Annotated in this window: 12 protein-coding genes; 8 read left to right on the forward strand and 4 right to left on the reverse strand. The window is 74.2% G+C overall.

The genetic code is table 11. From position 1 onward, the window contains the following. Positions 1–51 precede the first annotated feature (51 nt). Positions 52–1503: a hypothetical protein gene (locus J7523_RS03070; protein ID WP_291882083.1), complete on the forward strand. Its 1452-nt coding sequence runs from the start codon at positions 52–54 to the stop codon at positions 1501–1503. A gap of 32 nt (positions 1504–1535) precedes the next feature. On the opposite strand, the gene J7523_RS03075 is transcribed toward J7523_RS03070, so the two are convergent. Continuing rightward, positions 1536–1835, reverse strand: coding sequence for a GNAT family N-acetyltransferase (locus J7523_RS03075; protein WP_291882086.1), 300 nt, complete (start codon positions 1833–1835; stop codon positions 1536–1538). Positions 1836–1913: 78 nt separating this feature from the next. Between J7523_RS03075 and J7523_RS03080 the strand changes: the two genes are divergently transcribed. The 4 genes from J7523_RS03080 to J7523_RS03095 all read left to right on the forward strand — a co-directional run bounded on the left by J7523_RS03080 (position 1914) and on the right by J7523_RS03095 (position 6899). Continuing rightward, entirely contained in the window at positions 1914–3200 is a 1287-nt protein-coding gene (locus J7523_RS03080) for an MFS transporter (protein ID WP_291882090.1), read from the forward strand. Between the two features lie 93 nt (positions 3201–3293). Continuing rightward, positions 3294–4298 (forward strand): phosphotransferase, encoded by a 1005-nt coding sequence (locus J7523_RS03085; RefSeq protein ID WP_291882092.1) that lies wholly within the window; start codon positions 3294–3296, stop codon positions 4296–4298. Between the two features lie 17 nt (positions 4299–4315). Next, entirely contained in the window at positions 4316–5026 is a 711-nt protein-coding gene (locus tag J7523_RS03090; protein WP_291882095.1) for an SRPBCC domain-containing protein, read from the forward strand. A gap of 97 nt (positions 5027–5123) precedes the next feature. Then, positions 5124–6899, forward strand: coding sequence for a pyruvate dehydrogenase (locus J7523_RS03095; protein WP_291882098.1), 1776 nt, complete (start codon positions 5124–5126; stop codon positions 6897–6899). A gap of 4 nt (positions 6900–6903) precedes the next feature. Here the strand turns inward: J7523_RS03095 and J7523_RS03100 are convergent, their stop codons facing one another. Further along, complete coding sequence (locus J7523_RS03100) at positions 6904–8184, reverse strand: MFS transporter (RefSeq protein ID WP_291882101.1); 1281 nt, start codon at positions 8182–8184, stop codon at positions 6904–6906. A gap of 84 nt (positions 8185–8268) precedes the next feature. Further along, positions 8269–8976, reverse strand: coding sequence for a 3'-5' exonuclease (locus tag J7523_RS03105; protein WP_291882104.1), 708 nt, complete (start codon positions 8974–8976; stop codon positions 8269–8271). Positions 8977–9154: 178 nt separating this feature from the next. Between J7523_RS03105 and J7523_RS03110 the strand changes: the two genes are divergently transcribed. Next, positions 9155–9730 (forward strand): gluconokinase, encoded by a 576-nt coding sequence (locus J7523_RS03110; RefSeq protein WP_363266398.1) that lies wholly within the window; start codon positions 9155–9157, stop codon positions 9728–9730. Positions 9731–9736: 6 nt separating this feature from the next. On the opposite strand, the gene J7523_RS03115 is transcribed toward J7523_RS03110, so the two are convergent. Beyond that, complete coding sequence (locus tag J7523_RS03115) at positions 9737–10078, reverse strand: YtxH domain-containing protein (RefSeq protein WP_291882107.1); 342 nt, start codon at positions 10076–10078, stop codon at positions 9737–9739. A gap of 249 nt (positions 10079–10327) precedes the next feature. Between J7523_RS03115 and J7523_RS03120 the strand changes: the two genes are divergently transcribed. Then, positions 10328–12412, forward strand: coding sequence for a S53 family peptidase (locus J7523_RS03120; protein ID WP_291882110.1), 2085 nt, complete (start codon positions 10328–10330; stop codon positions 12410–12412). Continuing rightward, positions 12409–12975, forward strand: coding sequence for a hypothetical protein (locus J7523_RS03125; protein ID WP_291882113.1), 567 nt, complete (start codon positions 12409–12411; stop codon positions 12973–12975). The genes J7523_RS03120 and J7523_RS03125 overlap by 4 nt, the downstream gene beginning before the upstream one ends. Positions 12976–12997: the final 22 nt, after the last annotated feature.

A 12997-nucleotide genomic window follows, 5' to 3' on the forward strand; every position in this document is an offset into this window, starting at 1 on the left:
GCCGTATCACGACCCCTCACCTCGTCTCTGCCTCGGTGGGAGGGACGACTCATGAGCACGGGCATCGGGATGGACGCGGACCTGCTCGACCCCGACGCGGGGGCAGCGGACCGGGCCGGCCCGCTCCTGGACCGGGACGTCTGGGCGGCCCACAGGTTCACGCAGGGGTGGCCGGGCTTCGTCCGCCGGCAGCTGAACGGGAGGTACGACGACGTCTGCGACCGGCTCGGCGGCGAGCTGCGCGCACAGGCGGTGGCGCACGACCTCCCGGACGACGAGGTGCGGCGGATCTGGGCGGACGTCGTCCTCGCCACCCGCCGCTCGTCGGTGATGTGGACGATCCCGTACTTCGCGTCGAGCACCGTCCGGTGGATCACGGACGCCGCCGTGTACGTCGCCGCCACGGTCGCCGTCGCCCAGGTGGACGGCCTTGCACCCTGGACGTCGTGGGCCCTCCTGGGCGTGGCGCTCCTCTTCGTGGCGCTCGCGGTGTTCGAGGACGTCGTGCCGGAGAAGGTCCTGGCGGCCGCGGCCTTCATGTGGTGCGGGTGCCTGGTCGTCCTGGTCGCGTTCCCGCCGGGCATCGGCATGCTCTGGCGCACGCTCGCCCTGCTCGTCGCGAGCGTCCTCACCTGGTCCGTGCTCGCGCTGGGCAGGCTCGTCCTCAAGGTCGTGCCGTTGTTCCCCGGCCTGATGCTCGTCGTCGTGCTGGACTGCGTCGCGCTCTACGTGCCGCAGGGCGTGGTGCACCTCATGCACGAGCATCTCGGCGTCCTGCCGACAGAGCTGCTCAGGGCGGCCTCGGCCGGTCTCACGGTCGGCGCCGTGCTCGGCCTGACCGTGGCCGCCGTCGAGATCCTCAACCAGCTCGCGATCAAGTGGGAGATCTGGACGCGCCTGCGCGGCATCCCGGAACCGGAGTTCGTGCAGTCCGCGCTGTGGTTGCTCGCGAACCAGTCCGACGAGGGTGCGCAGCCGTGGCGTCGCCGCGACGACCTCGTGCGGGAGGCCGACTGGATGGCCCAGGTGCTGGAGCACGCGGTCGGCGCGCACCTGTGCCGGCTCGACCCGCAGAGCGCCGTGGAGGTCGGCCCGGCGTTCCGGCGGAAGGCCGCAGCGCTCCACCGCTCGAAGCTCGACGTGCTGCTCGGCGCCGCGGGTGCCGTCGACGGGCTGACGGCGATGGTCTGGGACATGGCCTGCACGGGCGCGGCCCGCGCCTGGTCCGAGCTGCTCGAGGTCGACGTCGACGCGACACCGGCGGTGCCCGTCCGCGACCGCGCGCTCACGTGGACCCGGCGGCTGCTCGTGCTCGCGGTGGCGGCGGGCGGCGCCCTCGTCGCGTTCTCGCTGCAGCAGAAGGAGATCGCGGGCACGTTGGCGGTCGCGGCGGTCCTCCTGCTCCTGGAGGTCGTGAACCCCGACTCGAGCAGCAAGCTCGGCAAGGCCGTCAGCGACGCGAAGGTGCTCGTCGCACCGCCGACGCCGCGGCACTCGTCCTGACCGCCGGGCGGCCCGGCGGGTGGTCCGGCGGGTCAGGCCGTGCGGGTCGCGCGGACCAGGTCCTGGTAGTCCGGGTGCTTCCGGATCCACGCCTTCGTGTAGGGGCAGAGCGCGACGACGTCGGCACCGCGGGCCCGCACGAGGTCGAGCGCACCCTGCACGAGCTGGGACGCGACGCCCTGGCCCTCGTGCTCGGGGTCGACCTCGGTGTGGATGAACACCACGGTGGATCCGTCGAGCGTGTAGGCCGCGAAGCCCAGGAGCTCCCCCTGCGGGTCGCGGGCCTCGAAGCGGTCGAGCTCGGGCACGTCGTCCACCAGCACAGTCGTCATCCCCCGATCCTGCGCGACGCCGCCCCGCCGGGCCAGCCCCGACGCGAACGTGTCGGGGCCGCGTGTGAGACTGGCGGCATGCTCCAGCCCTACCGTGACGTGCTGTCGCGTCCGGGGGCGCTCGCCTTCTCGGCGGCCGGGGCGCTCGCGCGGCTGCCGATGTCGATGGTGGGCATCGGGATCGTGCTCATGGTGTCGGCCGTGTACGGGTCGTACGGGCTCGCCGGGCGGGTGTCCGCGGTGTACGTCATCGCGCAGGCGGTGTGCTCGCCGCAGCTCGCGCGGCTCGTCGACCGGCACGGGCAGGCACGCGTCATGCGGCCAGCGGTGGGGATCGCGACGGTCGGGCTCGTCACGCTGATCGTCGCCTCGCTGCTCGAGGCCCCGACGGTCGTGCTCTACGTGTCGGCTGCGGTCACCGGGGCGGCGATCGGGTCGTTCGGGTCGCTCGTGCGGGCCCGGTGGAACCGGACGCTCGGCGGAGACCCCCGCACGATCCACACGGCCTATTCGCTCGAGTCGGCGGTCGACGAGCTCGTGTTCGTCGTCGGGCCGGTGCTCGCGACGCTGCTCGCGACCGGCGTGCAACCGTCGGCCGGGCTCGTCGTCGCGCTCGTCGGGATGGTCGTCGGCGGGTACTGGTTCCTCGCCCAGCGGACCACCGAGCCGCCCGCGGCACCGGCCGGCGCACCACGTCCGCGCGGTTCCGTGCTGGCGAACGCGGGGATGATCGTGCTCGCCGTCGTGTTCGTCGCGATGGGGTCGATCTTCGGGGCGACCGACGTGTCGACGGTCGCGTTCGCCGAGGAGCAGGGCAACAAGGGGCTGGCCGGCGTGATCCTCGCGGTGTTCGCGACGGGGTCGCTCATCTCGGGCCTGCTGTACGGCACGCGGCACTGGCGGCGGCCGCTGCACCTGCGGTTCGCGCTCGGGGTCGTCGCGCTGGCCGTCGGCGTCTGCTTCTTCTTCCTCGTCACCAACCTCGCCGTGCTCGCCGCGGTCATGTTCGTCACCGGGTTCGCGATCGCACCGACCCTCATCAACGGCAACGGGCTCGTGCAGCAGCTCGTCCCGGCGAACCGGCTGACCGAGGGGCTCACCTGGGTGGGCACGTCGCTCGGCGTCGGGGTGTCGGTCGGGTCGTCCGTCGCGGGCGTGCTCATCGACCGTGAGGGGTCGCACGGCGGGTACCTCGTCGTCATCGTGTCGGCCGCGTTCGCCCTGGTCGCGACCCTGGCGGCGTACCGGACGCTGCGCGGCGACGCCGCCGCCCGGGTGCGGGGCGCCGTCGAGGACTGCTCCCCGTCGGCGACCGGAGGTGCGGCCGTCGCCGCGTGCGAGGTCGCGGACGCCGTCGAGGAGTGACGGCCGCCGTCGGGCGGTGACGCAGCGCCGCGTGCGGCGGCGGGTGACCCACGGCCCACGGGGCCGCGCGCGGCGGCCGGTACCCTCGACGCCGTGACCGTGGCAGAGCAGCCCCTGACGACCGACGAGGCCCTGCGCACCCTCGTGGCCCCGCTCGGGCGGATGGTGTCGTACGAGCAGCTCAAGGGCGGCATGTTCGCCACGACGTACCGCGTCGCGCTCGACGACGGCACGCGGGTCATCGCCAAGACGGCGCCGACCGAGACGCACCGGCTGCTCACGTACGAGCACGACCTCATCCGCACCGAGGCGCTCGTCTACCGGCTCGCCGAGGGCCGCGACCTGCTCATGCCGACCGTGCTGCTCACCGACTTCTCGCGGACCGTGCTGCCGTCCGACGTCGTGGTCGTCAGCCACCTCGACGGCGTGCCGCTGGTCGACGCCGGCTTCGGCCCGCCCGACGAGGACCCGCGGGCCGCCCGGGCGGAGCACGAGCTGGGCAGGTTCATGGCCCGCATGCACACGCTGACCGGCGAGCGGTTCGGGTACCCGAACGAGGCGAACGGCCTGGTCGGCGGCACGTGGCGCGAGGCGTTCGGACGGATGGTCGAGGCGGTGCTCGCCGACGCTGCGCGGACCGGGACGGACTTCCCCGCCGACGAGATCCGCGCTGCCGTCGCCCGGAACCTGCCGGCCCTCGACGTCGTGGACCGGCCCGTGCTGGTGCACACGGACCTGTGGCCGGGCAACCTGTTCGTCGAGCCGGAGACCGGCGAGATCGTCGGGGTCATCGACACCGAGCGGTCGATCTGGGCCGACCCGCTGTACGACTTCGTGGGCGCGGACTGCATGGTGCAGGGCCCCGAGCTGAACCCGCGCGTGCTCGCCGGCTACGTGGAGGCGGCGGGGGTCCCGCTCGACGTCACGAGCGACAACGCGGTGGTCCGTCAGACGCTGTACCGCCTGATGGTCACGCTCATCATCATCACCGAGATCAACCCGCGGCAGTTCGAGGGCGACTGGCTGGTGGAGTACCGGCAGACGCTGTGGGCCAACCTGCACGCGTTCGTCGAGCGCCTCGGGCGGAGCGCACCCTGACGGCAAGGAGCACGGACATGGCACGCGAGCTCGAGATCGTGCGCGAGGTCGACCTCGACGCGCCACCGCACGACGTCTGGGACGCCGTCACGACCGCGACCGCTGCGTGGTTCTGGCCGCTCGCGTTCGAGCCGCGCGTCGGCGGCGCGGTGACGGGCGGCGGGACGGTCCTCGCGTGGGACCCGCCGCACCAGGTCACCGGGCGGCACGAGGGACCGGACAGCTGGTTCAACGAGGTCTCGGAGACGATCACGCCGCTCGACGGCGACCGGTCGCGCCTGCGCTGGGAGCACACGGGCGTGCTCGCGGAGGACGCCGAGCGGCAGCGCGAGTCCGCCGAGGAGCACACCGACCTCTACCTGCACACGCTCGGCGAGTACCTGGCGCACTTCCGCGGGCGGCCGGTCGCGTACTCGTCGGTCGACGCGCCGGCCGTGTCGAACAACCCGGGCGCCCTCGAGTGGCTGCTGCGCAGGCTCGGGGTGAGCGGGCTCGGCGTCGGCGACGCGACCGTGACGACGCTCGTCACGCGCGTGGAGCGGGTCGAGGTCGACTACGCGCGGCCGAACTTCGTCGGGCTGCGCACCGACCACTCGCTGGTCCGGCTGTTCGGGCGCAACGCGTACGGGTCGCCCGTCGGGGTGTCGGTGCACGACTTCGCCGAGGGGGCCGACGCCGACGCGACGACCTCGCGGTGGACGGAGTGGCTCGCCGCGGTCTACGCCTGAGCGGGCGTCGCGCGTCGGCGCGGAGCTGAGCGGATGCAGGTGACCGAGGGCGGGCCGACGATGGTCGGACCGCTCCGCCGTCGTCTGGAGGTCGACCGTGGCCCGTCGGGAGACCGTCGCCGACCAGCTCGTCGCGCAGCTCGTCGCGGCCGGCGCGCGGCACGTGTACGGCATCGTCGGCGACAGCCTCAACCCCGTGGTCGACGCGATCCGGCGGGCCCGCGACGGCGGCGCGGACATCGCGTGGGTGCACGTGCGGCACGAGGAGTCCGCGGCGTTCGCGGCGGCCGCCGAGGCGGAGGTCACCGGGCGGCTGGCCGTGTGCGCGGGCTCGTGCGGGCCGGGGAACCTGCACCTGATCAACGGGCTCTACGACGCCAACCGGTCGCGCGTGCCCGTCCTGGCCATCGCGTCGCACATCCCGTCGGCGCAGGTCGGCACGCAGTTCTTCCAGGAGACGCACCCCGACCGGCTGTTCATGGAGTGCTCGGTGTACTCCGAGCTCGTGTCGTCGGCGGCGCAGGCGTCGCGCGTCGTCCGGTCCGCCATCCACCACGCGTACGCCGGTCCGGGCGTCGCGGTCCTGACGCTGCCGGGCGACGTCGCCGACCTCGACGCGGCACCGGCGGCCGTCGACGTGCTCACGCCGCCCCCGCCGCCGCGGGTCGTCCCCGACGAGGGCGCCGTGCGGGCTCTCGCCCGGGCGATCGACGAGGCGGGGGCCGTGACGATCTTCGCCGGGGCGGGAGTCAGGCACGCACGGACCGAGGTGCTGGCGCTCGCGCACGCGCTGCACGCGCCCGTCGGGCACTCCCTGCGCGGCAAGGAGCACATCCAGTACGACAACCCGTTCGACGTCGGCATGAGCGGGCTGCTCGGGTACGGCGCGTGCACCGCCGCGATGGAGGGCGCCGACCTGTTGCTGCTGCTCGGCACCGACTTCCCCTACGACCAGTTCCTGCCCGCCGACGTCCGGACGGCCCAGGTGGACGTCGCCGCGGAGCGGCTCGGGCGGCGCACGCGCAACGACCTCGTCGTGCTCGGGGACGTCGGCGAGACGCTGCGGATGCTGCTGCCGCTCGTGAGGCGCAAGGGCAGCCGGCGCTTCCTCGACAAGATGCTCGCCCGCCACCACAAGGCGATGAGCGGCGTCGTCGGGGCGTACACGAAGGACGTCGAGACGACCCGGCCCATCCACCCCGAGTACGCCGCCGTGGTGCTCGACGAGGAGGCGGCCGACGACGCCGTGTTCACGGTCGACACGGGCATGTGCAACGTGTGGGCCGCCCGGTACCTGACCCCGAACGGGCGGCGGCGCGTCATCGGGTCGTTCCTGCACGGGTCGATGGCGAACGCCGTGCCGCACGCGATCGGCGCGTCGATGGCCGGGCGGGGGGCAGGCGGCAGCGGCGGGCGTCGCGTCGTCGCGCTGGCGGGCGACGGCGGCCTGTCGATGCTGCTCGGCGAGCTCATCACGCTGCGCGCGCTCGACCTGCCGGTCACGGTCGTGGTGTTCGACAACGCGACGCTCGGCATGGTCCGCCTCGAGATGCTCGTCGACGGGCTGCCGTCGTACGGCACGGACTCCCCGAGCGTCGACTACGCCGCGATCGCCGCGGCGGTCGGCATCCCGGCGGTGCGCGTCGAGGACCCCGCAGGCATCCGGCCGGCCCTGCGCGAGGCGTTCGCGCACGACGGGCCCGCGCTCGTCGACCTCGTCACCGACCCGCGCGCGCTGTCGCTGCCGCCGAAGATCACGCGCAAGCAGGTCACCGGGTTCACGGCCGCGATGAGCAAGGAGGTGCTGGGCGGAGGCCTGGGCGAGGTCATGGCGATGGCCCGCTCGAACCTGCGCAACGTGCCGCGCCCCTAGCCGGCTACGGCACGGGGTGGTGGGAGTCGTAGTCCCAGAAGCTGCGCTGCGCGCGCACCAGGATCCACAGGAGCACGACGCACAGCAGACCGCCGACGACGACCGCCCACGCCTCCCCGATGCGCTGCGACAACGTGCCGATCCACAGGTCGCCGAGCCGCGGGCCGCCCGCGACGACCACGATGAACACGCCTTGCAGCCGCCCGCGCATGTCGTCGGGCGTGGCGGTCTGCAGGATGGTCTGGCGGAACACCGCACTGATCGCGTCGGCGCCGCCCGCGACGACGAGCGTGAGGAACGCGAGCCCGAGCGCGACCCACAGGACGTGGTCGGGCGACGTCGAGCCGACGCCGACGAGCACGAGCCCGAACCCGACGACCGCGACGCCCCACACCGTGATGGCCAGCGCGATGACCCGGCCCTGCCACCGCACGCGCGTCAGCCCGCCCGAGAACAGCCCGGCGAGCACCGACCCGACCGCGATCGCCGCCGTCAGCGCACCGGTCGTCGTCGCACCGCCGCCCAGGTACAGCAGACCGACGGCCGGGAACACCACGCGGGGCATCGCGGTCACCATCGCGACGAGGTCGACCGCGAACGTCATGCGGACGTTGCGCTGCGTGCCGAGGTAGCGCAGGCCGTCGACGACCGACCCGACACCGACGCGGCTGCGCCGGGTCGACGACGCCTCCGGCGGCACGGGCGGGAGCCGCAGGAGCGCCGCGAGCGCCGCCGTGAACAGGAGCGCGTCGACGGTGTAGGCGAGGCCGAAGTCGACGCCCGCGAGCGCCGCACCCGCCAGGGGACCGACGGTGAGCGCGACGCTGAACCCGATGGTCTGCAGCGCGTTGGCCGCCGGGATGAGCTTCGGCTCGAGCAACCTCGGGATGATGGCGGAGCGGGCCGGGCTGTTCACCGCACCGGCCCCGGACTGGACCGCGACGAGCGCGAACAGCAGGCCGACCGACTCGTTCCCGGCCCACGCCTGGACGGCCAGCGTGATCGTGACCGCCCAGCTGACGCAGGAGGCGGCGAGCGCGACGGTGCGGCGGTCGTAGTGGTCGACGATCGCGCCGCCGTACAGGCCGAACACCACGAGCGGGACGAGCGCGAACAGGCCGAGGATGCCGACCGAGAACGTGGACCCCGTCAGGTGGTAGACCTGCAGGCCGACCGCGACGACCGTGAGCTGCGTGCCGAGGTTCGAGATCGACAGGCCCCACCACAGCCGCCGGAACTGAGGGCTGACGCGCAGGGGTGTCGTGTCGACGACGAGGGAGGGCACCGAGCGAGTGTAGTTGCCTAAGGTCACGATCCCCGCCGGACGGGGTGCAGCCCCCGCCGGCGGCCCGACCAGCGCGGTGGAGCGTCAGGCCGTGCGCGCCCGCGTCCACGCGAGGGGCACGTCGAGCACCGGCCACTGCCGGGACACCTCGCCACGCCAGCACGCGCGCGACGACACGTACTGCTCCAGGAGCACCTGCTCGGAGTGCCACCGCACCTGGCGACGGTGCAGCTCGTGGGCGTCCGCGGGCAGCCGGCCCGTGCGGCCGAGGGCTCGGGCGAGCCGGATCGCCGGCATCGCGCCGACGTCGCCCGTGCGGGCGAGGTCCAGCCGCACGCCACGTTCGCGGGCGACCGCGCCGAACGAGCGCCGCCCGGGCGCGCCGGGGTCGAGGTGCTTGTCGAGCACCATCGGGTCGATCACCGCGCGCTGCGGCAGCTCGCCGCACCCGTGCCGGCGGAGCTCACGGTCGAGCACGGTGAGGTCGAGGACCCCCTGCGACACGACCAGCGGCAGGTCGGCGTGCTCGGCCAGCAGCCGCAGGACCATGGCCACACCGTCCCGGGCGGGCATGCCGGACGACCGGGCCACGGCGGTGGTGATGCCGAGCTCGCGGGCCGCGTCGTCGGGGATGTCGACACCCGGGTCGACGAGGACCTGGTCGATCCGGACCTGGTGGTTCGCGTGGTGCACGGCGACCTCGGCCGTGACGATCCGGGCGGTCTCGACGTCGGTCCCCGTGGTCTCGAGCCGGATCCCGGCGAGCGGACCCTCCCACCAGACGTTCCCCATGGCACTCCCCCTCGCCCGCCCCGCGCCGTTGCGTGGCGGCTCCGGCCGCGCTCCTTCGCACGACGTCCTCCCGACCCATCGGCAGCGTCGCCGCCGGCTGTAGGCCTCCGTGGCAGAGTGGGCCGTCCGGCCGGACGACCAGGGCGCCGGGACACCGACGTCGGGCGGAGCGAGCAGGGTGCACGAGGACATCGACCCCACGGTCGGCGCCGAGGCGGCGAGCGTCGAGCACCTGGTCGTGATGGGGGTGTCGGGGACCGGGAAGTCGACGATCGGCACCATGGTCGCGGAGCGGCTCGGTCGCCCGTTCGTCGAGGGCGACGACCTGCACCCGCCCGCGAACGTCGAGAAGATGCACGCGGGGGTCCCGCTGACCGACGACGACCGCGGCCCGTGGCTGCGGCTCGTGCGCGACGCGATGACCGAGCACGCCCGCGCCGGCCGGTCGGCGGTGGTCGCGTGCTCGGCGCTGCGGCGGTCCTACCGCGACGTGCTGCGCGAGGCCGAGGGCCGGGTGCGCATGGTGCACGTCGACGTCCCCGGCGACGAGCTCGCACGGCGCATGGCCTCCAGGCGCGGGCACTTCATGCCCGCGACGCTGCTGGCGTCGCAGCTCGCCACGCTCGAGCCGCTGGGGTCCGACGAGGACGGCGTGGTCGTCGCCGCGGCGGTCGTCCCGTACGCGACGGCCCGCGCGGTGCTCGCCGCGCTGCTCGGCCCGTCGACGGCACGCGCCGACGGGCCGAGGCCCTAGCGGGTCTCAGGGGCGCTCGCGGTCCCAGCCGTCGACGACGGGCTCGCCGGCCTGCACGTCGACAGCGGGGTCGTCGGCTTCCGGCGTCGACGACCACTTGCCGTCCGCCGTCTTGCCGGACACCGCCGACTTCGCGACCTCGACGGCCTTGTCCTTGAGCGCCGCGCCCTGCTGCTTCGCGAACTGCGCCGCCTGCGTCTCGGCCTCCTGCACGTACCCCTGCACGCGCGGGTCGTGCCAGGCGTCGTTGGCCCAGCCCTTGATCTTCTCGAACTGTCCGCGACCGGCACGGGTGCCCAGCACGTAGCCGACACCTGCGCCGATGGCGAACGCGACCTTGCCCTTCATGGGACCTCCCGGGAGCCGTTCGGGTCGTCGGAAGGTCCGAGCGTAGGCAGCGATCCGCGAGGCCGCGCGTCGAGCGGGCAGCGTCCGCGTCCCGCGCGCACGGCCGCCGCCGCGGCCGCGGGCGGGTCGGGCACGACGGCGGACCGCACAGGTCAGGACCCTGGACACGGCCCCCCGACAGGAGCAGCATCGGGAGAAATCGGGCATTGCAGCGATACCCGCAGCGCTGGCCGAAGGGGGCCAACCGTCATGGCGACGACCAGACGAGTCGCGATCCCGCTCACCGAACGCACCCTCCCGGTGGACGCCGAGAAGGTCGAGGCGATCCCCGCCGACGAGATGGTCGGCGTCACCGTCTACGTCAGACGGCGCACCGACCAGCCCGACCTCCCCGACCCGGAGGACCTCGGCGCGCTGCCCGGGCTCACGGGCCGCGCGGTCGACGACGAGGAGTTCGCCCGACGGTACGGCGCGGACCCCGCCGACATCGCGCGCGTCGAGGAGTTCGCGAAGGCGCACAAGCTCGAGATCGTCGAGTCGAGCCCGGACACGCGCAGCGTCCGGCTCCGCGGCCCGAGCAAGGCCGTCCAGGACGCGTTCGGCGTCAAGCTCGCCCGGTACCGCAGCGAGGGGCAGACGTTCCGCGGACGCGAGGGGCCGGTGACGATCCCCGCCGAGCTCGGCGACGTCGTCGAGTCGGTGTTCGGCCTCGACGACCGGCAGGTGGGCAAGCCCCGGCTGCGGCGGTCGAACCTGCTGCCGACCGGACTCGGGCTGAGCACCGTCCGGGCGTCCGGGCTGCCGCCCAACACGTTCCTGCCGCCGCAGGTCGCCGACATCTACCGCTACCCCGCCGGCACGGACGGGACGGGGCAGAGCATCGCGATCCTCGCCTTCAACGATGCGCAGAGCCACGGCGGCTACTCGATCGACGCGGTGCGGACCTACTTCCAGCAGGTGCTGCAGATCCCGGTGCCGACGATCACCGACGTGGTGGTCCACGGCCCCGGCAACGACCCGGGCACCGACGACGGCAGCGACCCGTTCGACTCGAGCGGCGAGATCATGCTCGACCTGCAGGTCGTCGGCTCGTGCGCGCCCGGCGCCGACATCGTCATGTACTTCACCGAGTTCACCGAGCGCGGCTGGGTCGACGCGGTCAACGCGATCATCACGGACACCACGCACCGGCCGAGCGTCATCTCGGTGAGCTACGGCAACCCGGAGGACGACCCGCGCAGCGCGTGGACGGCCGCCGCGATCCTCAAGGTCAACGAGGCCTTCCGGGCCGCGGCCGCCAAGGGCATCACGATCTGCTGCGCGTCGGGCGACGACGGTTCGCGGGACCAGGCGAACGACGGCCGCGCGCACGCCGACTTCCCCGCGTCGAGCCCGTACGTGCTGGCGTGCGGCGGCACCCGGATCGTCGCGCCCCAGGGCGTCCCGCTGTTCGAGCTGACCTGGAACAACGGGCCGGGCAGCGCGACGGGCGGCGGCGTGAGCCGGATCTTCCCCGTGCCGCGCTACCAGCAGCACGCGGGCGTGCCGCCGTCGGCGAACCCCGACCGGCACGTGGGCCGTGGGGTGCCCGACGTGTCCGGCCTGGCGGACCCCGAGACGGGCGTCGCGATCGCGACGCTCGACGGTCAGCACCTCGCGGTCATCGGCGGGACGAGCCTCACGGCACCGCTGTGGTCCTCCCTGGTCGCGCGGCTGAACCAGGCGCTGCAGACGCCGCTCGGCTTCCTCAATCCGCTGCTGTACCGGTTCCTGCACTTCCCGGTGCTGCGTGACATCGTGCACGGCAACAACGGCGCCTACGCCGCAGGACCCGGGTGGGACGCCTGCACCGGGCTGGGCAGCCCCGACGGGACGCGGCTGCTCGCGGCGATCCGAACGGTCATCGCGCAGGCGCCGGGCGTGCCGCACGCGGCCGACGCACCGGGCGGCGACGTGCCCACGGCGGGTGCGCCCGACGGGACGACGCCGCCGGGCGGCCCTCCGGCTCAGCCGTCGGGCTCGCCGCCAGGCCTGCCCGCCACGGCCCAGCCGTTCGTCGACGCCACCGAGCGGCTCGTCACCGCGTTCCACGAGGCGTGGGCGACCGCGCACCCGCCGGGCGACGACGTGGGCGTGGCCGACCACGCGAGCTTCCAGCACGCCGCCAACGCCGCGTTCCTGGAGTACGCCGGCGCCGTCAAGCAGCAGTGGGCGCAGCTGCGGCCCGCGGAGCTCGACGCGGTCAGCCTCGACGTGATCGGCAGGACCCTCGCCGGCGCGGGTGCGGCGACCTTCCTTGCGCTGGGCCCGCCCGACCGACGGCAGGCACGATGACGCTCCGGGACCAGGTCGAGGTCGCCTACGCGGCCTTCACGGAGCGCACCGCGGGCGCGGTCGGGGACGACGCCGCGACGAAGCGGGTCGCCGACGCGTACGCACGCCTGGGTGAGGTCGCGCAGCAGGACCCCGCTCGGGCACCGGCCGCGTTCGACGAGTACCGGGACCTGCTCGCGCGCACCGTCGGGTCCGACTCGGCGCGCGCCGGCGTGCAGGACGCCTTCACCCGGTTCCTGAGGGCCGTCGGCGACGCGTGGCCACGGGACGGAGCAGCACCCGAGGACGTCGCCGCGCTGGCGGACGCGCTGCACGCCGCCGCGTGGGTCGCGTGGGTGTCGACCGACGGTGACCCGACGCACGCCGCCGGGCAGCCGCACCCCGCCGACGGGGGCGCAGCGGGCTGGGGGGCCGGCTGGTCCACGACGGCCACGGCCGGCACCCCCGTGCACGGGAACGCCGTCAACGGGAACGCCGCCGGGAGCGTCGAGGCGACCGGCGCGACCGACGAAGAGCCGCCGGGCGAGATCGCCGGCTGGGGACCGACATCCGTCCTGGAGTGATCCGGGAATCGCAGTGTCGCCG

The sequence above is a fragment of the Cellulomonas sp. genome (assembly GCF_017744555.1).
GTDB lineage: Bacteria > Actinomycetota > Actinomycetes > Actinomycetales > Cellulomonadaceae > Cellulomonas.